The sequence below is a fragment of the Ruthenibacterium sp. genome, assembly GCF_017421385.1.
Classification (GTDB): domain Bacteria; phylum Bacillota; class Clostridia; order Oscillospirales; family Ruminococcaceae; genus Ruthenibacterium; species Ruthenibacterium lactatiformans.
The window spans coordinates 34,751-53,567 of the sequence record NZ_JAFOIN010000013.1 but is presented as its reverse complement, the minus strand read 5'-3'; the positions used below and the strand labels follow the sequence as shown (position 1 = coordinate 53,567).

17 protein-coding genes and 1 pseudogene are annotated in these 18,817 nt (G+C 62.5%); 8 read left to right on the top strand and 10 right to left on the bottom strand.

Annotated features, from left to right (window positions below; genetic code table 11):
* Positions 1–119: pseudogene (locus IIY41_RS01580) on the top strand (IS5/IS1182 family transposase); the annotation flags it as partial.
* A 476-nt stretch (positions 120–595) separates the two neighbouring features.
* On the opposite strand, the gene IIY41_RS01570 reads toward IIY41_RS01580, so the two are convergent.
* The 10 genes from IIY41_RS01570 to IIY41_RS01525 form a co-directional block, all read right to left on the bottom strand.
* The gene (locus tag IIY41_RS01570) at positions 596–1,693 is read right to left on the bottom strand and encodes an SGNH/GDSL hydrolase family protein (protein ID WP_287399362.1); all 1,098 of its coding nucleotides are present in this window, start codon (positions 1,691–1,693) and stop codon (positions 596–598) included.
* Between the two features lie 13 nt (positions 1,694–1,706).
* Positions 1,707–2,261: a DUF3795 domain-containing protein gene (locus tag IIY41_RS01565; protein ID WP_009323745.1), complete on the bottom strand. Its 555-nt coding sequence runs from the start codon at positions 2,259–2,261 to the stop codon at positions 1,707–1,709.
* Positions 2,262–2,301: 40 nt separating this feature from the next.
* Positions 2,302–2,793, bottom strand: coding sequence for an NUDIX hydrolase (locus tag IIY41_RS01560; RefSeq protein ID WP_117461492.1), 492 nt, complete (start codon positions 2,791–2,793; stop codon positions 2,302–2,304).
* A 14-nt stretch (positions 2,794–2,807) separates the two neighbouring features.
* Positions 2,808–3,149: a phenylpyruvate tautomerase MIF-related protein gene (locus IIY41_RS01555; RefSeq protein WP_009323747.1), complete on the bottom strand. Its 342-nt coding sequence runs from the start codon at positions 3,147–3,149 to the stop codon at positions 2,808–2,810.
* 64 nt (positions 3,150–3,213) lie between these two features.
* On the bottom strand, positions 3,214–4,014 hold the full coding sequence (locus IIY41_RS01550) for an alpha/beta hydrolase (RefSeq protein WP_009323748.1): 801 nt from the start codon (positions 4,012–4,014) through the stop codon (positions 3,214–3,216).
* Between the two features lie 132 nt (positions 4,015–4,146).
* A complete protein-coding gene (locus tag IIY41_RS01545; RefSeq protein WP_009323750.1) occupies positions 4,147–5,028 on the bottom strand; it encodes a Gfo/Idh/MocA family protein in 882 nt (293 codons plus the stop codon).
* 13 nt (positions 5,029–5,041) lie between these two features.
* Entirely contained in the window at positions 5,042–5,920 is an 879-nt protein-coding gene (locus IIY41_RS01540) for a hypothetical protein (protein WP_058723861.1), read from the bottom strand.
* 51 nt (positions 5,921–5,971) lie between these two features.
* The gene (locus tag IIY41_RS01535; protein ID WP_082670821.1) at positions 5,972–7,288 is read right to left on the bottom strand and encodes an amidohydrolase; all 1,317 of its coding nucleotides are present in this window, start codon (positions 7,286–7,288) and stop codon (positions 5,972–5,974) included.
* A gap of 7 nt (positions 7,289–7,295) precedes the next feature.
* Positions 7,296–8,357 carry a dihydrodipicolinate synthase family protein gene (locus IIY41_RS01530; protein WP_117461493.1) on the bottom strand — a complete coding sequence of 354 codons (1,062 nt, stop codon included), beginning with the start codon at positions 8,355–8,357 and terminating at the stop codon, positions 7,296–7,298.
* 2 nt (positions 8,358–8,359) lie between these two features.
* Positions 8,360–9,376: an NAD-dependent epimerase/dehydratase family protein gene (locus IIY41_RS01525; protein ID WP_058724085.1), complete on the bottom strand. Its 1,017-nt coding sequence runs from the start codon at positions 9,374–9,376 to the stop codon at positions 8,360–8,362.
* Positions 9,377–9,872: 496 nt separating this feature from the next.
* Between IIY41_RS01525 and IIY41_RS01520 the strand changes: the two genes are divergently transcribed.
* The 7 genes from IIY41_RS01520 to IIY41_RS01490 all read left to right on the top strand — a co-directional run bounded on the left by IIY41_RS01520 (position 9,873) and on the right by IIY41_RS01490 (position 18,773).
* Positions 9,873–10,850 (top strand): ABC transporter permease, encoded by a 978-nt coding sequence (locus tag IIY41_RS01520; RefSeq protein WP_009323762.1) that lies wholly within the window; start codon positions 9,873–9,875, stop codon positions 10,848–10,850.
* A 13-nt stretch (positions 10,851–10,863) separates the two neighbouring features.
* A complete protein-coding gene (locus IIY41_RS01515; RefSeq protein ID WP_117473981.1) occupies positions 10,864–11,763 on the top strand; it encodes a carbohydrate ABC transporter permease in 900 nt (299 codons plus the stop codon).
* 51 nt (positions 11,764–11,814) lie between these two features.
* Entirely contained in the window at positions 11,815–13,488 is a 1,674-nt protein-coding gene (locus IIY41_RS01510; RefSeq protein WP_009323766.1) for a type 2 periplasmic-binding domain-containing protein, read from the top strand.
* A 94-nt stretch (positions 13,489–13,582) separates the two neighbouring features.
* Positions 13,583–15,157, top strand: coding sequence for a hypothetical protein (locus IIY41_RS01505; RefSeq protein ID WP_117459898.1), 1,575 nt, complete (start codon positions 13,583–13,585; stop codon positions 15,155–15,157).
* Complete coding sequence (locus IIY41_RS01500) at positions 15,154–16,161, top strand: hydroxyacid dehydrogenase (RefSeq protein ID WP_009323770.1); 1,008 nt, start codon at positions 15,154–15,156, stop codon at positions 16,159–16,161. Before IIY41_RS01505 ends, IIY41_RS01500 begins: the two co-directional genes overlap by 4 nt.
* Positions 16,162–16,221: 60 nt before the next feature.
* The gene (locus tag IIY41_RS01495) at positions 16,222–17,496 is read left to right on the top strand and encodes a Gfo/Idh/MocA family protein (protein ID WP_287399351.1); all 1,275 of its coding nucleotides are present in this window, start codon (positions 16,222–16,224) and stop codon (positions 17,494–17,496) included.
* A gap of 134 nt (positions 17,497–17,630) precedes the next feature.
* The gene (locus IIY41_RS01490; protein WP_287399349.1) at positions 17,631–18,773 is read left to right on the top strand and encodes a GNAT family N-acetyltransferase; all 1,143 of its coding nucleotides are present in this window, start codon (positions 17,631–17,633) and stop codon (positions 18,771–18,773) included.
* Positions 18,774–18,817 lie beyond the last annotated feature (44 nt).

Here is an 18,817-nt window from a genome sequence, read left to right as displayed (position 1 = left end):
CTTTTTTGCACCTGAAACGTTGGCGAGGCATTGCTACTCGATATGCAAAAACTACAACATCTTTTCTGGCTGCTGTGCAAATTCGTTGCATTGCTATTTGGTGTACTGTTTTGACCTGATCTTGTGTAGACACTATTTAAGGAACAAAAATAGAGTACGCCATTTTTGTTCAAATGATCATTATCAATTATTACAAAGGAAACGGGTGTTTTGTCGGGCATTTCTTTTGTGTTGACACCCAGTTTAGCTTGGACGCGGCCAGAATTGAGCGACCACAGATCTGTCGTCTGCTCTATTTCATAATATTGATGCAACCCTTCACGAACCCCCGCAATTTTAGGAAAGTCTTTGTCTATGTCCAAATCGTCTGTCGCACCAGTGCTTATTTTGCCATCAACGGACATTAACATAAACAATGTTGTAATTGGTCTGTCCATGCTATCCCTCCAAAATGTCGTTTGCCGTCCTGTTTTATTATATGGGAGAATAGGGCGTCCCTCAAGAAAAACCTTTATAAAGGATACAGAAAAACGGGTGCAACCGGCCGGTTGCACCCGTAAATCGTTTTACGGCGCTGCATCTTTTTTGGGGGGATTCATTCTTCTGTCAGGTAAGGCAGCAGCACGGGGAGAAGACCGCGGGCCATGAAATAAAAGCCCAGGTCCGTGGGATGCACGCCGTCCACAGTATATTCTTCACCGCCGTCCGGCCAGAGCGTGCGGCCGTCCAGGAAAGCGATATTTGCATCGCCGCCCGCGCGTGCCTGCTCCACAGCGTCACGCTGCGCCGCCCGCCAGGCGTCCTTTTGCGCCACGCGGTCCGGCTGTTGGGCCTCCAGAGGACCGAGCGGCGCGCTGACCACCAGAATGGGCAGCCGCGGGCATGCCGCGCGCAGCCGCGCCAGGAAAGCGGGCAGACGGCCCAGACAGCCAAGCGGCCCGGCATTGGCTTCAGCGTCCACCAGCAGCAGGCGCAGGCCCGGCACGCGCGCCAGTACGTCCGCCATCTCCGGCTCCAGGCATGCGTTGCCCGAAAAGCCGAAGTTATAGATCTGCACGTCCAGCGCACGGGCAAGGATGGCGGGGAAAGCCATACCCGGATGGGAAGCGCAGCCGCCCTGGTCGATGGACGTGCCGTAGACGGCGGCCGCGCCGCTTACGGCACGGGGCGCGGGCGCGGCCACAGAGGCGTCCGCGTCAACGCCCACCCATACCTCTTTCACGCCCATGTACAGCGGAAAATGAATTAGAAATTCCTTTTCCTCCCGGTCCCCTCCGCTCCACAATGCGGCGGTATATGCGGTTTCTCCGTGGCCGAACACACTGGGCCCGGCGTAACGCCATGCGCCGCCCGGCCTGCGCAGATAGCAGTCAAAACCGCCCTGTCCGGTGGAGGGCATGTGGTGCATGGCGCAAGCAGCCGCAAGACGTGCTCGGACAAGCACGCGTCCCGTACTGCTGCGAAAACGGATACAGCCGCCCGCTGTATTTGTGCCCAGCTCGGTGAGGGCGGCTCGCCCGGCGCGGGAAAATACCGCGTCGGAATCCAGCGGCAGGCGGCGGTATGCGCCGTCCTGCTCGAAAAAGGCAAATCCCTCCAGCACGAGGGGCGGTTCAAATGGCGCAAGCCACCGCACGCCCTCCTCCGGTGCGGGGCGCGCCTGCATAAAACGGTCCAGTTTTGCAATATCCATCCGTCGGCCTCCGTTACTTTTTCTTCCGGTTCAGCTTCAGACATATGCCATTTGCCGCCGCGGCCTCCTGCAGCAGCCGCGCGGCCAGCGCGCCCTTTTCCCGGAGGGCGGCGTCCGGGGGCGTCTGCCGCCGCAGCAGGGACACGGTTTCCCGTACGTCCGCAAGCTCCAGCAGGTTGACGGCCGTGCAGAACAGGCTTTTCCGCCGTCCGTCGTTGTATTCCCGCAGCAAAAAGCGCAAGAGCGCCTCCTTTTCCTCCAGCATGGCCCGATATGCGTCCAGTCCGTCCCGGGCCGCCCGGGCAAAATCTCTTTGCACATTGCGGTGGGGCACGAAGGAGTCATAAGGCTCGGCCCTGGTGTAACGGGCACAGGGATATTCCGTGCACTGGAAGCAGTATTCCACGCCGCCGTGCTCCCGCGCGCACCGCTGCACCGCGCAGGAGGGACGGCCCGCGCCGCCGCAGCCCGTGCAGTGCTCCGTCTCGCTGATGTGGTACATCGGGCACAGCCCGCAGTTCAGGCCGCACAGGGAAAAGCGGGGCTCGGCCCGCGTCTGTTCCTTCATACAAAACCTCCCTCAATCGTTGAAGCGCGCCGCGCCCGGATTACGGCGTACCGGCCGGTTCCGGCGGGCAGGGCCGCCCGTTCAGAGATGCCGATACCAGCGTGCTGCCGCGGTATACCAGCTTAAGAGAGAAAAACGGCACTTCCTGCGCCAGCAGGCGCAGGAAAATGCGGTCGCCCTCCCAAAGCGGCAGGCCCGGCACCGCGCTCTTTTCCACCCATGCCAGCTCGCCTTCGACACACGGCCCGGCCAACGTACCCTCGAACGCGTCCGAGGTGAAAAGATGCATATACTCCGTGGGCCACACGTCCGACACGAACGTCACAAGCCCCCGGTACCGCCAGTCCGTCAGCATCAGGCCCGTTTCCTCCCGCACCTCGCGCAGCAGGCAGTCTTCGGGGCTTTCGCCCTCCTCGCACTTGCCGCCTACACCGATCCACTTGCCCTCGTTTTCGTCGTTGGCCTTTTTGGTGCGGTGCAGCATCAGGCAGCGGCTTCCCTGTTCGATGTAGCACAGCGTCGTATTCTTCATTGCCGGCCCCGCGCTCAGAAGTTTCCGCCGTTCCAGCCCCAGTTGGGCGTTTCGGCGTATTTGACGTATACCCGCGCGGGGTCGATGTCCAGCACGGCGTCCAGCAGTTCGCAGACGCGGGCCGTCAGTGCATCGTAGGCGTCCGGCTCCGCGCCGCCGTAAACGGATACCTCCACCAGCGCGGCGGGGGCGTCGGTGCCCTGGAACCACAGCGCGCACTCGGGCTCCACGCCCACCATCAGCCAGGCCTCGCTTTTGCCGGGAATGGCCTCGATGGCCTGCCCCAGCCGTGTCTTAAGCGCCTCCTGTGCGTTTTCGGATACGGGGATATTGGTTTTTACATTGATGAACGGCATAAATATTTCCTCCCTGACGCGCCGGTCCCGGCGCGCTTTTTGATGCAGCGCGCGGCGCTGTACGTCAGCGGCGCAGCCAGCCGGCGGCCAGATCCACCCAGCCCGTGCACTCCGCCTGCACGCCCGCGCCGGCGGTGTTTTCCGTCAGCTCGTTGGCAAGGGACAACCCGTGCCCGCCCACGGAGTATATGTGGGACTCAAACGGTACGCCCGCACGGCGCAGGGCCATGGCGAACAGCATCGTGTTTTCCACGGGTACGCCGGGATCGGTATAGGTGTGCCACAGGAACGCGGGCGGCGTGTCCTGCGTCACATGCTGCTCCAGCGATACCTCCGCGCGGCGGGCGGCGTCCGCGTCGGCGCCCAGCAGATTGTCGAAAGACCCCTTGTGGGCAAATTCTCCGCCGGTGATAACGGGGTAGCAAAGCACCATTTTGTCCGGGCGCATGTCCTGGGGGGCAAGGCCGGTTTCGGCAGCGAGGAACGGTGCGTTCCAAAACACACCAAGGCTGCCCGCCAGATGCCCGCCCGCAGAAAAACCGCATACGGAGATTTGCCGCGGGTCCACATGGTTCTCCGCGGCGCCCGCGCGCACCCAGGCCACGGCTTCGGCCAGCGCGCGCAGCGCGGCGGGGAAACGGGCGGGCGCGCAGGGATAGCGCAGCACACAGGCGTGGAAGCCGCGGGCGCACAGGGCCAGCGCGATGGGTTCGGCCTCGCGGTCGCTGGTATAGGCGTAGCCGCCGCCCGGACATACGACAACGGCCGGGCGGCACGCGCCCGCCTTCAGCTCGGGAGAATCCGCCAGAAAATAGGTGTCCAGGTACGCGCCCTGAGCGCCGAGAGGGATGCGTTCACATTTCATAACAATTGCTCCTTTGTCAATGGGATGCGCCGGCCCGGGCCGGAGACAGACGGAAAAGAAAAGGCGCCCGCAGCGCTCCGGCACGGCTGTGCGCGGGGCGAAGGCGGGCGCGGAAACGCGGCAGGGCGGCGCTCATTCCAGCGGCGGCGCAACAAACGCCTCGCGGCCGGTTTGAGCGGCTTCGACAAGGGCGTTTAAAATCTGCACCGGGCGCAGCAGCGTGCCGTAGGGCTCGGGCGGGGTGCGCGTCAGCACGCCCTGCACGAATTTTGCGAACCCCTGCCGGTAGATGGTGGAAATGTCGATGGAGTGCACTGCCACTTCCTTTGCGCCGTACAGCGCAGCGTGAAACTCGCTCACCTCGGCGAAATTCACGCACACGCCCAGCGACGCGTACTTGAACACGGCGATGACATTGCCCGCCGTAACGTCGGCCTTCACACTGATGATATCCGGCCCGAAGGCGGTTGTCAATATCTCAGCGGTATGGCCGCCGTAAAAATACAGCCCGCCGTAAGGGCTGTCCAACTCTCCGGGGAAATTCAGCCCGGCCGAGATCACGCCGCCATCCGCGCACATGGCGCGGTATTTGTCCCGCAGCCAAAGCACATCCGGGCAGTATTTGCACGTGGAGCCGCCCGCCAGCAGCGCGCCGCTCTCCCGCGCGGCGGCCACCAGAGCGGCGGCCTGGCCGATGTCGGTGGTGAAAGGCTTATCCACCCAGGTGGAGATGCCCGCGCGCAGGAAGGGCAGCGCCGCGTCATGGTGCTGCGCGCCGTGGCGCAGCACCACCATCACGGCGTCCACCTGGCCCAGCATACGGGCCGGGTCGTCCACAACGGTGTGGATATGCGCTTCGTTTGCCACGAAGGCGGCGCGCTGGGCGCTCTCGCCCCACAGCATGGTGACGCGCGCGGGCAAGCCGCTGCCGCCCTCCTCGGGCGGAAGATTGGCGAGCCTGGAAAAAGCGAGGGCGTGGAAGTTGTCCGCGCCGATCATGCCAATGCGCAGCATACGGAATCCCTCCTTACAGATTGATCACGGCGATGGCGGCCACGCCCAGCAAAATACCGAACCTGCCGCGCGCCGAAAGTTTTTCCCGGAACAGCAGCACGGAGCACAGCGTCACGCCCACAATGATGCTGCCCTGTACAAGCGGGAACAGGTAGCTGGCATCCACGCGCCCGGCCAGCCAGGTGAGCAGCAGATTGCCGCCCACAGAGCCGCCCGCCAGAAGCACGGCGGTAAGAGCGTTTTGGCGCAGCAGCGCGGTGCCGTCCGCCGCGCCCGCGGGCAGCCTGCCCCGCAGCGCCAGATACGCCAGCGCGTAGCAGGCCGCGGCTGTGCAGAAGCCCACCAGCATCAGGCCCGCGGCCTCGGCGCCGCCCGTGGCGTTTTGCTGGGACTTCTGTACCACCGCGCACAGTCCGTTGCACAGAAAGGTCAGCGCACACAGCGCCAGCCAGCGGGGCTCGGGCCTCTGTGCGCCGCCCGGCGCGACGTTCAGGCACCAGAACGCGGCCAGGAACAGCGCCACGGCTGCGGCAAGCGTGAAAGTGAGCGCTTCGCCGAACAGCAGCACGCCCGCAAACGCGGGCACCAGCATGCTGGCGGAAAAATAAAACGTTGTGTAGGAGAGCGGCCCGCTGGCGATGGCCAGGTTGTAAAACAAGATCGTCAGTGCGAACAGCACGCCGAAGGCAATGCCGTGCCGCAGCGTCGCGGGGCTTACGGTGAACATGTCCGGCACAGCCAGACGGCCGGCGCCCATGGCCGCGGCCGCCAGCAGCGAAAACGCGCAGTTCACCAGAAGCTTCTGGGGCAGATGTTCGGCGTGCTGCAGCTTCATGGAAAGCGTTTGCAGCACGAACAGGATGATCGTGCAGAGAAGGAATACAGCTGTCATGCAGCGGCCTCCAGTCGGATGTTTTTTTCCGGCGCTTATGCTGCGCCGCCGTCAGCCCTCGCCGGGCTGCGCCAGAATGTCCCGCCACAGCGCGGAATATTCGTCCCGCGTGCGGCACGGTGCGTCCGCCAGTACGCTGCGACCCTTTGCCGCGCCGCCGGCAAGCAGGTCGATGACCGTCGCGGCCATCAGCTTGGCGGGCGCCAGATAGGCGAGCGCTTCATCGGCGACGGCAAAGTCCCTGCTGTGCGCCGCGCCGGAAAAGCCGCTCACCGTCGGCTGGATAACAGGCAGCAGGTAGGACACGTCGCCCATATCCGTGCTGCCGCAGAAGGGCAGACCGCGTTCCACGGCAAGCCCGGGCGCGCAAACCGGGACGTTGGCCGCGAACAGTTCGGAAAGCGCCGCGTTCTGCGCCAGCGGCAGATAACCCGGCATATCGTCGATCTCCACCCGCGCGCCTACGGCGTAAGCGGCGCCCCGGGCCGCACGGTTCACTTTGGCGTTGGCGGTGCGCATGGCCTGCACGCTGGCGGCACGCACGTAGCTCTCCATGCGCACATCTGCGGGCACGGTGTTCACCAGGTCCCCGCCCTTTGTAATGATAGGATGCACACGCACATGGTCCTCGTCGCGGAAAGTCTCACGGTTGGCATGGATGGCCGCGATGGCAAGGGATGCCGCGTTCAGCGCGTTGACGCCTTCCCAGGGCGCGCCGCCCGCGTGTGCCTCTTTGCCGAGAAACCGCAGCTCCTTGCCGATAAAGCCGCCCGCCGCGCCCGCAACCACCGCGCGAGGCTGCGGGGCGTCTGTTTCGCTGTGCACCATCATGGCCATGTCGATATCGTCAAAAGCGCCTTCCGCGATGAGCTGCTGCTTACCGCCGAGATACTGTACTTCGCCCGCGCGCCTCAGCCCGGCCCGCCAGCCGATCTCAACGTATTCCTCCGCGGGCGCCGCCAGCAGGCATACGCTGCCCGCAAGGCTGTCCGCCACGGCCCGCAGGCCCACAGCGCAGCCCAGCATGGAGGCAAGCTGGGCGTTGTGCCCGCAGGCGTGGGCCGCGCCTGTGGCTTTGTCCGCAAACGGATGGCCGGGGCTGAGCACCGCGTCCAGCTCCCCGATAACGGCCACCCGCGGCCCCGCGCCGCGCCAAAGCCAGCCTTTCACGCCTGTGCGCGCGGGCCGCGTAACGTCCGTCAGACCCAGCGAGGCAAAGGCCTCCAGCACCTTTCCGGCCGTGCGCGTTTCCTTATAGCCCAGCTCCGGATGGGCAAGGATATCCCGCCCGAAAGCGGTGAGGCGCTGTGCCTGTGCGTCGATGGCGGCGCACGCCGCGCGCTTGAGCGCGTCTGTCATTGTGTTCATAGTCCGCTCACGCTTTCCATGTTTCAAGATTCTGCGCAACGAACGCGTCGTCGTTGAGATGAGGGTACATCTCATACACGCGGTCGATCTCCCGGGCCTGCCCCTCGCTGAGGGTCTCGTCCGGGTCCAGGCACCACGTGCCCGCCATCAGGCCCTGACGCCGCAGCACCTCATGGACCCCCGGGATGCATCCGGCAAAGTTGTGCGCCACGTCGAAGAACACGCCGTTGCAGTCTGTGACCGCCGCGCCCCGCGCCAGAAGCTCCGCCGGGATGTCGCGGCCGTCCCGGTATTCCCGCAGCTCTTCGTACAGCTTCACAACGCTGTGCGTCCACACCGACCAGTGCCCCAGCAGGCCCCCCACGAACCGCAGCTCCACCTCTTTGCCGTCCACCGGGAACCGGTACGGCGTCAAAAGGTCCGCCACGATGTTGTCGTCGTTGCCCGTGTACAGCGCAATTTCCTCCCGCCGTGCGCTGTACGCCACGCCCCGCACCAGGTCGATGCTCTGGTACCGGTTGAACGAAGCGCATTTGATGGCCACCACGCCCGGCGTGTCCGCCACGGCCTTCCAGTATTCATACGACAGCCGCCGCCCGCCGCAGGCCGTCTGCAAGTAAAACCCGATCACGGGCATCTCTGCCGCCACCGCATGGGTGCGTTCCACCAGCTCCTCCTCCGTCCGGTGCGCCAGCCCGCCCGGGCTTAGCAATACCGCGTCGAACCCCAGCGCCTTTGCCGTGCGCGCCTCCGCGCACGCCTGCTCCGCTTCACCGCACGCGCCCGCCACGCGCACCAGCGTTTTCCCCGTGCGCGCCTCGTATGCGTCCATCTCCTCTTTCGTCACGCGCAGGACCGGCTCGAACAGGCCCACCTCCGGTTTGCGGATCTCGAACTGCGTGGTGTGCACCGCCACTGCCAGCCCGCCCACCCCAGCGTCCAGATAATACCGGATCAGCGTGCGCTGGCCCGCCTCGTTGAATTTCCGGTTTTCGTCCAGAACCAGCGGGATGGCCGGGATGACCGTGCCCCCGTGCAGGATCTTCAGCGCTTCTTCATGCCGTCCCATACTCAATAGCTCCCTTTCCTCTCTTCAAAGTGCGTGGGCTTGCCCAATGCGCGCCCTCCGTCCAAAATCCACTGTGCCTGCCATTCGATCAGCGTTTCCAGCGGCACCGTGGGATAGCCGAACAGCCGGAACATCTTTCCCGCGTTGTTCAGATACGCCGTGTCCGACGCCTCCCCTGTGAATATGGGCTCTCTGCCCAGCAGCGCGCCCAGCTTTTTCGCCGTCTCCTGTACGCCCGCGGTCTCCGGCCCCGTCACGTTCAGCGTGAACACCTCCGCCGAGGCATGCCCCAGCAGACGCAGCGCCGCCTCGTTGGCGTCCCCCTGCCAGATGCAGTTGAAGCTGGGCGTGGTGATGCTGATGGGTTTTCCCTCCAGGATGTTGTGGGCCATATCGTACAGCACGCCGTACCGCAGATCCACCGCGTAGTTCAAACGGTACACCGCCACCCGCGTGCCGTAGGTCTTTGCCGCGTACTCGAACATCCGCTCGCGCCCCTGGCAGGACATGCAGTACTCGCCCACCGGCTCCGTCCGCGTCTCCTCCGTGGCACCCCCGCTGTGCACACCCACCTTCGGGTACAGGTTCCCGCTGGAGAACACCACGATGCGGCTGTTTTGGTACCGCTCGGCCACCCGGCTGGGCAGCCAGGTGTTCATCGCCCAGGTGGCGTATTCATTGCCGTCCGTGCCGAACTTTTTGCCCGCCATGTAGATGACGTTCTCCGCGTCCGGCAGGCTGTCCAGCGCGCCGGGCGCCAGCAGGTCCGCGCTGATCATCTCCACCCCGTTCTCCCGCAGCAGCTCCACCACCAGCGGGTCGCTGAAGCGCGACACCGCGATGACTCGCTTTTCCACTCCCGCCGCCCGCAGCGCGTTCTTTGCCAGAACGCACAGCGTCGGCCCCATTTTTCCGCCCGCGCCCAGCACCAGGATGTCTCCCTCCAACCTTCCCAGCTCCACGCTCAGCGCCTCGCTCGGCGTCGTCAGCATTTTGTTCAGTCTTTCTTCCGTCCACATTTCCGTCGTTCCTCCTGTATTTGGAAAAGTCGTTTTCCGCGCAAGGCCGCCACAGCCGCCCGCACCGCCGGCGAAAGGACGCGGTGCGGGACCTGCTTTTATTATGCAGGACCGAGGCTGCGGCGTAAAGTGACATTTTTTAAGAATGCGGTTTCTATTTTACAGGCCGCCCGGAGCGGAGAAAAGTGTAATTTTTGAAAGCCGGTTTAAAAAATGATAGCGCGGCGTTTTGCCGCGCCTGCGCGGTATCTTTAATTTTGATTGCGGGGGCTTAATTTCTGGCAATTTACCCGGCCCCGGACGGATGATATGCTGAAAACAGAGCAAGGAACCGCGGCGGGAACACCACAGAACGCCGCGCCGAACGCCTCTCGGGCCGCGCCACAGCCCGGAGGCTGCCCCGCAGCTTATATATAAACCTAATATAAGAAAAGCGGGAACGGCCGCGCCGGCAAAGAGGCTGGGCGGCACAAGCAAAGGAGGAACGACCCAACTCATGGAGACTGAAGTAAAGACACGCCGGAAAATTCAGCTGCGGATGCCCGGGCGGCGGACGGCCACCGGTAAAAATGTAAACTGGATTTTGATGAAGCGCAATAAGGTGCTGTATCTTTTTATTCTGCCGGCATTTTTGTATTTCCTGATTTTCGCCTATGTACCGATGTACGGTGTGCAGATCGCTTTCAAGGATTTTGTCGCCAACAAGGGTTTTTTGGGCAGTGAATGGGCAGATCCGCTGTTCAAGCATTTCATTACGTTTTTCAGTTCGGTGAATTTCTGGGAGATTCTGCGGAATACGATCGGGCTTTCTCTGTATTATCTCGCCATCAGTTTCCCGATGCCCATTCTTCTGGCACTGATGATCAACGAGGTGAAGAATACCCGGTTCAAAAAGGCTGTGCAGAACATTACTTATATGCCGTACTTTGTGTCCACCGTGGTGCTCGTCGGCATGATCAATCTGTTCTTTTCCTACAACGGTCTTGCCAACAATATCGGCGCGCTGTTTGGAGCGGAGCCGCAGATGTTCCTGATGAAAGATGCGCTGTTCAACGATTTGTATGTTTGGAGCGGCGTGTGGCAGGCCACGGGTTACGGCGCGGTCATCTACATCGCCGCGCTGGCGGGCGTTTCGCCGGACCTGCACGAGGCGGCCACCATCGACGGCGCTACACGGCTGCAGCGTATCATCCACATCAATCTGCCGGCCATTATGCCCACCATCGTCATCATGCTGATCATGGCCGTGGGCGGCATCATGAACCTTTCCTTTGAAAAGGTGCTGCTCATGCAGACAGACAGCAACACTGCGGTGTCGGAGGTCATCTCCACTTATGTTTACAAGCTGGGCATTCAACGCGCCCAGTACAGCCTGTCGGCCGCTGTGGGCCTGTTCAACAATATCATCAACTTGATTTTGCTTGTGACGGTGAACAAAGTCTCCCGCAAGATCAGCGAAACATCTTTGTGGTAAGGAGGCGCCTGCAATGGTTATTAAAGAGACAAGAAGCGACAAGATATTCAATTTCATCAACTATTTCCTGCTTGCATGCGTGTTCCTGATCTGTCTGTATCCGTTGTGGTTCATCATCATCGCGTCTATCAGCAACCCGGATCTTGTCAACGGAGGCCAGGTATGGTTCTGGCCCAAGGATATTTCCTTTGACGGCTATAAGAGCCTGTTCGCCGACGACGGCGTGATGCGCGGTTATGTCAATACGCTGATTTATACCACAGGCGGGACGCTCATCAACCTTGCCGTTACGCTGCCCGCTGCTTACGCGCTTTCCCGCCGGGATTTTGTAGGCCGCAAGTTTTTCACGCTGATGTTCCTGTTCACGATGTTTTTCTCCGGCGGCCTGATTCCCACCTTCCTGACGGTGAAAAGCCTGGGGCTGTACAACAATCCATGGGTCATGGTCATTCTGGGCGCCACCAGCATGACGAACATCATCATCAGCCGCAGCTTTTTTGAAACCAATATCCCAAACGAGCTGCGGGAGGCTGCCGAGATCGACGGTTGTTCCAATACGCGCTTCTTTTTCAGCATCGTGCTGCCGCTTTCCACGGCTATCATAGCCGTCATGGCGCTGTTCTTTGCGGTGACACACTGGAACGGTTATTTTACGGCGATGATCTACGTGCGCGACAAAGACTGGCAGCCGCTGCAGATCGTTATGCGCGAGATACTGATGCGCAGCGAATTTAACGCCCAGATGCTCCAGCAAGGCGGGGATACGGGCGTGCTGGCGGCGCAGGAACAGCGCATCGCCGAGCAGATCAAATATGCGCTCATCGTTGTGGCCTCGGTACCGGTCATGTGCATTTATCCGTTTGTGCAGAAGCATTTTGTCAAAGGTGTAACAGTGGGCGCGGTAAAGGGATGATTCCCTTGCCGCTCCGCACGTGATACAATTATTAAAACAGGAGGAAGCAATATGAAACTGAAAAAACTGGCATCCCTTGCAATGTCCGGCGTGCTGTGCGTCAGCATGCTGGCGGCCTGCGGCGGCGGTTCGTCGTCCAGCGCGGCCGTATCCGGTTCGGCGGCGTCCGGCTCCGCTTCGGCGGAGGGGACGGGCAACGTTACTCCCGTGGGTGAGTATCCAATTGTAAACGAGCCGATCACCTTTAAGATCATGGGTGCAAAAGACCCCGGCGCTCCGGACTGGAGCGAGTTGGAAGTATTCCAGCGCTTGTCCGAGATCACCAACATCAACTTTGAGTTTGAAGTGTCCGAGACCGGCACCTGGCCCGAACAGAAAAACATTGCGCTGGTGGGCGGCGAGTACGGCGACATCATCCTGCGCGATAAGAGTGCGACCGACGCCAATATGGCCGTTACCGACGAGGAGACCTACGGCCCGCAGGGGATTTTTCTGGACCTGACGGACCTCATCGACCAGTACGCGCCCAACATCAAGGCCATGATGGAAAAATATCCCGACGTCAAAGCGGCCATGACGAGCATGGACGGCAAGATCTACGGCCTGCCGTATGTGTTCCACACGGCCACCGTACAGGGCCACACTGCGTTTTTCAGTGAAGAATGGATGAAAAATGTGGGCGTTGATAAAGTGCCTGAGACCACCGATGAGCTGTACGATATGCTGGTCGCTTTTAAAGAACAGGACGCAAACGGCAACGGCGACCCCAGCGATGAGATCCCCTTCACCTGCGTGGGCCTCACCACCACCATTCGCGACCTGCTCATTCCGGCCTTTACGGGCCTGCCCGACGGCCTGAGCTTTAACTTGGACGACGAAGGCAAGGTCGTGTATGCCCCGGCCACCGAGGAGTACAAGGAATTCCTGAAATATGCCAACAAGCTGTACAGCGAAGGTCTGCTGGACCCCGAGTTCTCCACCCAGACGGCACAGCAGTGGCAGGCTAAGGTAAAGGCTGACCAGTGCGGCATTTACAGCGGCAGCCCCACCACGCTGGACCCCTCCACCACCGCGCAGCAGCTCAGCCTGCCGCCGCTCACCAGCGCCACCAATGACGAAAAGGTCGTCAAACAGCCGCTTTACATGTATCCGGGCCGTGCGTTCATCACCGACAAATGCTCCGACCCTGTGGCAGCCATCCGTCTGCTGGATATGTTCTATGCCACCGAGGAAGACGCAGTGGAAGGCTTCAGCGGCCTGACGACATTTGTGGGCTGGGAAGGCGAGCATTGGGAATACACCGATGATACCAAGACGGCCTATTCCTGGATCGACCCCATCACCGGCTTCAGTGATATCAACAAAACGGTGTCTGTGAACATGGAGCTGCCCGGCCTGCTGGAATTCAATGCGATGCCTGCCGGAAGCCCGCTGATGGAGATGAAGTGCGAGCAGGTTGCAGAGATGCAGGCTCCGTACTATAACATCAAGAATGCATATCCCCAGAACGCGCGCTTTACCGCCGAGGAATCCGAGCGCGGCAATGTCATTGAAAACGATCTGTATACGCAGGTGTTGATGATGACAACGAAATTTATCGTCGGTGATACCGACATTGAATCCGGCTGGGAGGACTATCTTGCTTCCCTCGAAAAGATCGGCCTTGCCGAGCTGACGGAGATCAAGGAAGCGGCTCTGGCCCGCTGGAACGAAGCCATCCAATAAGTTTTGTACGCACCCGGCCGGGGGGCTTCCCAAGGGGGAAACAGCCCCCCGGCCTTTTTTAAAGGCCAATGGCAAAGAAAGAGGGAAAACCACAATGATCCATACGGTGGAGACCGCGGCGCGCCTGCTGGAGCTGCCCGCAGCTACACTGCATGCGGGCGACGTGGCCCAGGTGCTGGGCCGCCTTGTACCCGGCGACGGCAGCTGGCTGTACCGCTGGGACCCCAACAGCACAGCCGGGCCAAACGGCGGCACGGTGCTTGCACCCGCGGGCATGCCCGCCGCGGGCCGCTGGCTTTTGTGCCACAGCGGAACGGTGGATGCGCGCTGCTTCGGCGTATTCGGCCCGGACGTCCCGGCGGACGACGCGCTGGACGCGCTGATGGCGGACGGGAGCGTAACGCGCATCGTATTCGGCACAGATGTGAATTTCACACGCCGCCACATGTTCACACGCGGGCACGTCACGCTGGATTTCACCGGCCACACAGTAACGGCACAGGGCGTGGAGCACGCAAAGCACAACGATCCCTTCGGCGCGCTGTTTCACTTTACGGGCGTGCCGGGGGATGACGTGCGTACTTTTCCGCTGGCGCAGCCCATGCGCGAGCTGTATGATGTGTTCGAGGTGCCCGGCGCGGGCGGCATCCCGCTGTATTCCTGGTGGCAGGTGAGCGTCAACAGCCTCGCGGGCCGTGAGGAAAAAGAGATCGACAAGCTGCTGTGCGTCACCGAGCGCATCGACGAAAGCCATGTGCGCGTCAACTATAAGATGGGATGGCCGCTGGACGCCGGGCGTGTGATGACCTGGCGGCGCGTTGAACCCATTGAGCGCGTCTGCGTGCAGGATATGGAATTCCGGGGCAACGAGGGCGGCGAGGAGACGGGCGCGCAGCCGCTGGCCTTTGAGTACGCGGTGCGGTGCGACGTGCGGGACGTGCGGGCGCGGCATACCTACTGGCCCGTGCTGCTGCGCCGCCACAACACCGAATACGTCACCGAACGGTGCAGTCTGGCCAATCCCATAGAGGTGGTGGTGGGCGGCACCGGATATCTGACGCAGCAGATCCACTGTCTGTACGGCAAGGTGCGGGATTGCACCACATCCAACGCGCGCCACCTGAACGATTTTACGGGCAGCGCATACTGCATGGTGGAGAACTGTCACGGCGACGGCGATTTTCACGGGGCCTACGTCACCCACGGCCAGTTCGAGCACGACCTTACCTATGTGGGCAATTCCGGCCTGCTCAGCTTCGCCAACAGCGGTCCCACCTGGGGCAGCAGTGCAAAGCGCATCACAGTGGTGCGGCACACGGGCTTCTGGGGCATCGGCTTCGCAAAGGTCAGCGATCTTACCCTGCAGGACGTCGCCGTCTGCCGCACAGGCGCCTACGACGGTGTGAATACGGAGGGCTACGGCCCCTGCGGCACGTTTCTGCTGAACGCGGACGGCCTGCAGATGCGCGGCTGCACGGCTGAAAAGCTGGTTTTGACCCAGCGCAGCCGTCGCGCAAAGCGGCCCGCGATCGTGGAGGGCTGCTGGTTCCGGGACGGGATCGAAGTGGTGCGGACGGGCGAGGCAGCCGTCGCGCCCGGCACGCCGCTGATCCTGCGAGACAATCTGACGGGCCCCGGCGGCCCGCAGCAAGCGGAGGGAACAGAATGAACGACATCCATATTCTGGTTACGATGCCGCAGCATGCGGTATTCAGGACCTTTTTTGACGCCGACGCCATGGCTGCGCTGGAGCACATCGGCACGGTACACTGGAACACGCTGGGCCGCCAGTACACCCAGGACGAGTTGGGCGCGGCCGTACGCGGCATGGACATCTGCGTCACAGGCTGGGGAACCCCGGTCTTTGATGAAGCGGTGCTGGCGCAGGCGGACCGCCTGCGGCTCATTGCCCACACGGGAGGCTCCGTCAAGCCCTATGTGACGGACGCGGTGTATGGCCGGGGCATCCGTGTGGTGAGCGGCAACGAGGTGTTTGCGGAGTCCGTGGCCGAGAGCGTGGTGGCCTATGCGCTGGCCAGCCTGCGGCAGATCCCCTATCACTCTGTGAACCTGGCCGGCGGCATATGGCCGGAGAGCTTTGCGAACCGCGGCCTGCTGGACCGCAGCGTGGGCATTGTGGGCTACGGCATGATCGCCCGCTATGTGGTGGGCATGCTGGCGCCGTTCCACTGTCCCATCAAGGTGTTTTCCCGGCACATCGGCCAGGACGAGCTGGACCGCTGCCACATGGAAAAAGCCGAGCTGGAGGAACTGTTCGCCACCTGCGACATCATTTCCATCCACAGCGGCATGACGCCGGAAAACCACCATCTTGTCACGCGGGAGCTGCTGCAGAGCATGAAGCCCGGCGCGCTGCTTGTCAATACGGCGCGGGGCGCAGTCATCGACGAGCCGGCGCTGTGCGAGGTGCTGGCCGCACGGCCGGACCTTTCCGCCGCGCTGGACGTGTACGAGACCGAGCCGCTGCCCGCGGGCCATCCGCTGGAAAAGCTGCCAAATGTGCTGCTGATGCCCCACATGGGAGGCCCCACGGTGGACCGCCGCCTGGCCGTCACCCGCAGCGTGACGCAGGATATCCGGCGCTTTCTGGCAGGGCAGCCCATGAGCTGCGAGATCAGCCGCAGTTATGCGGCGAAAATGTCGGCGTATTAAAGCGCGCCGCACGGGAAAGGCGGGCCGCCGTGCGCGCCCGCAGCAAGGGAGGAACAGGAAATGAAACAGAAACTGAAGCTGGCGCTGGTGGGCGCGGGAGAGCGCGGCCAATACTGCTATGCGCCTTACGCAAAAATGCACGGCTACGAAATTGAGTTCGTGGCGGTGGCGGACCCGCATAAGGGCCGCCGGGAAAAATTCGTCCAGGATTACCATGTGCCCGCCGAAGGAGTGTTCGAGACGGCGGAGCAGTTTTTCGCCCGGCCGCGCATGGCGGACGCGGTGCTCATCTGCACCCAGGACAGCCAGCACTATGCGTATGCCTGCCAGGCCATCGACCTGGGGTACAGCATCCTGCTGGAAAAGCCCATCTCGCCCAGTGCGCGCGAATGTCTGGACCTGCAGCGCCGCGCCGAGGAAAAGGGCACGCAGATCATGGTCTGCCATGTGATGCGCTATACCAAATTCTACCGCAAGCTCAAGGAGCTGATCGACTCCGGCGTCATCGGCGACGTGGTGCACGTCACCCATACCGAGAACGTGGCCTACTGGCACTACGCGCACAGCTATGTACGCGGCAACTGGCATAAGACGGCGGATTCCAGCCCCATGATCCTGGCAAAATGCTGCCACGATATGGATATCCTTTCCTGGCTGCTGGGCAGCCGGTGCAGAACGGTCTCCAGCTTTGGCGACCTGCGCTATTTCCGGGAGGAGAATGCCCCCGCGGGCAGCCCCGCCCGCTGCACCGACGGCTGCCCGCACAGCGGCTCCTGCCCATACTACGCGCCCGTGCTGTACCTGGACGACAATACGCCCTGGCCCACCGCGCTGACGGCCCTGGGGCCGGACCAGAGCTATGAGGCGCGCAAAAAGGCGCTGGAGGAAGGCCCCTACGGCAAGTGCGTGTTCCACAACGACAACGATGTGGTGGATCATCAGGTGGCCAGCCTCCTGTTTGAAAACGGCACCACCGTGGCGTTCACGATGTGCGCGTTTTCCGACGCATGCGACCGCACCGTCAAATTTATGGGCACCAGAGGCGAGATCCGCGCTTCCATGGACAACAACGTCATTGAGGTGACGCAGTTCGGCGCGGGCGTGCGAACGGGCACCACTGCGGTATACACCGTCAAGCCCGGCAGCACGGGCCACTCCGGCGGCGACGAGGGTATTATGGAAGAATTTGTCTCCATCCTGAAGGGCGAACGCGAGAATACGAACACCATCGCCCAGTCCGTCCACAGCCATGTGATGGCCTTTGCGGCGGAGGAATCCCGCCTGACAGGCCGCACCGTGGATGTGGCGGATTTTGAAAAAAGCGTGATGGCCTGATAACCAGGCTTTTTCCTGCGGCGCAGCAAAAAAGAAACGGCGCGGACGGGCTTTTCAGCCAAAGGTGTGGTATACTGGCTGAAGGGGCGTCCGCGCCCCTTTTGTAAAAGGAGAACAGGGAAGGGGTCGTTTGGATGGTTCATCTGGAACAGGCGCAGCCGGAGCAGCTGCAGGAGCTTTTGGCGTTTGCGGAGGAGGCGTTCCGCACGCCGGAGGGGAAGGTGGATTTCCCCACGCTGCTGCCCAAGCTGTACGGGCCGGGCGCCGACAGCGCGCCGCTGCATACGGTGCTGTATGAGGACGGCGCGCCCGCAGGGCTGTACTGCCTGAAGATACAGGATTTCAACATAGCTGGAACAGCCCTGCGCGTGGGAGGCATCGGCACGGTGTGCGTGGACGGACGCAGCCGGGGCAAAGGGCATCTGGCCCTGCTGATGCAGGACGCGCAGGAGCGTATGCAGGCGGCGGGCTGTGACATTGCCATGCTGGGCGGCCAGCGCCAGCGGTACGAGCGCTTCGGGTATGTACCCGCGGGCGCGCACTGGGAGTTTACGCTCACACCGCGCAACGTGCGGGATATCCGGACGGGCGGCGTGGCGCTGGCGCCTCTGGCGGAATACCCCAGCTGGCTGGAGAGCGCCCGGGCACTGCATGAAAAGCAGCCCGTAACGTGCGCCCGGGGCGGGGACGCCTCGTTCCTCACCGTGCTGCAAAGCTGGCGCGCCGAGCCATATGCGGTTTTGCAGGACGGCATGTTCGCGGGCTATTGCGCGCTGGCGGAGGGAAAACCGCCGCGGCTGCAGGAGCTGGTGCTGCCGGATGCGGCGCTGCTGCCGGCCTTTGCGGCGGCCCTGGCACAGCATACGGGAGCTGCCGGTGTACGTGTACAGCTTTACCCGTGGCAGCGGGCGGAGCTTGCCTATTTTGCCTCTGTGGCGGAACAGGGCGTTTGTGTGCCAAACCACAGCTACCGCGTTTTCCATTGGGCGGCTGCGGCCCGCGCCGCAATGGCGCTGCAGTGCACTTATGACGATACGGCGATTTTAGATGAATTTATACTTGAAGTAGAAAATCAGGGGCGTCTGCGCTTCGGGCCGGGGGCAGAGGGGGTGCGCCCCGCGGAGCCGCAGGATGCGGCGCCGGACCTTGTGCTGCCGCCGCTGGACGCCGCGCGTCTGCTGTTCGGGCCGGACAGCCCGCTGGTGCCCGGCGCGCAGGCCGTTCCCGCCGGGCTGCTGCCGCTGCCGTTGGCCTTCCCCTGGGCGGACGGCATTTGAATGGGGCAGAAGAAAGCCGACTTTGCCTGCAAAAGCGGCCGCGG

Coding starts and splice junctions, on each gene's coding strand:
- IIY41_RS01535 (WP_082670821.1), bottom strand. CDS start 7,288: ATGAACACAATGACAGACGCGCTCAAGCGCGCGGCGTGCGCCGCCATC.
- IIY41_RS01555 (WP_009323747.1), bottom strand. CDS start 3,149: ATGCCGTTCATCAATGTAAAAACCAATATCCCCGTATCCGAAAACGCA.
- IIY41_RS01525 (WP_058724085.1), bottom strand. CDS start 9,376: ATGTGGACGGAAGAAAGACTGAACAAAATGCTGACGACGCCGAGCGAG.
- IIY41_RS01565 (WP_009323745.1), bottom strand. CDS start 2,261: ATGAAGGAACAGACGCGGGCCGAGCCCCGCTTTTCCCTGTGCGGCCTG.
- IIY41_RS01530 (WP_117461493.1), bottom strand. CDS start 8,357: ATGGGACGGCATGAAGAAGCGCTGAAGATCCTGCACGGGGGCACGGTC.
- IIY41_RS01520 (WP_009323762.1), top strand. CDS start 9,873: ATGGAGACTGAAGTAAAGACACGCCGGAAAATTCAGCTGCGGATGCCC.
- IIY41_RS01495 (WP_287399351.1), top strand. CDS start 16,222: ATGAAACAGAAACTGAAGCTGGCGCTGGTGGGCGCGGGAGAGCGCGGC.
- IIY41_RS01540 (WP_058723861.1), bottom strand. CDS start 5,920: ATGACAGCTGTATTCCTTCTCTGCACGATCATCCTGTTCGTGCTGCAA.
- IIY41_RS01550 (WP_009323748.1), bottom strand. CDS start 4,014: ATGAAATGTGAACGCATCCCTCTCGGCGCTCAGGGCGCGTACCTGGAC.
- IIY41_RS01545 (WP_009323750.1), bottom strand. CDS start 5,028: ATGCTGCGCATTGGCATGATCGGCGCGGACAACTTCCACGCCCTCGCT.
- IIY41_RS01490 (WP_287399349.1), top strand. CDS start 17,631: ATGGTTCATCTGGAACAGGCGCAGCCGGAGCAGCTGCAGGAGCTTTTG.
- IIY41_RS01560 (WP_117461492.1), bottom strand. CDS start 2,793: ATGAAGAATACGACGCTGTGCTACATCGAACAGGGAAGCCGCTGCCTG.
- IIY41_RS01570 (WP_287399362.1), bottom strand. CDS start 1,693: ATGGATATTGCAAAACTGGACCGTTTTATGCAGGCGCGCCCCGCACCG.
- IIY41_RS01510 (WP_009323766.1), top strand. CDS start 11,815: ATGAAACTGAAAAAACTGGCATCCCTTGCAATGTCCGGCGTGCTGTGC.
- IIY41_RS01505 (WP_117459898.1), top strand. CDS start 13,583: ATGATCCATACGGTGGAGACCGCGGCGCGCCTGCTGGAGCTGCCCGCA.
- IIY41_RS01515 (WP_117473981.1), top strand. CDS start 10,864: ATGGTTATTAAAGAGACAAGAAGCGACAAGATATTCAATTTCATCAAC.
- IIY41_RS01500 (WP_009323770.1), top strand. CDS start 15,154: ATGAACGACATCCATATTCTGGTTACGATGCCGCAGCATGCGGTATTC.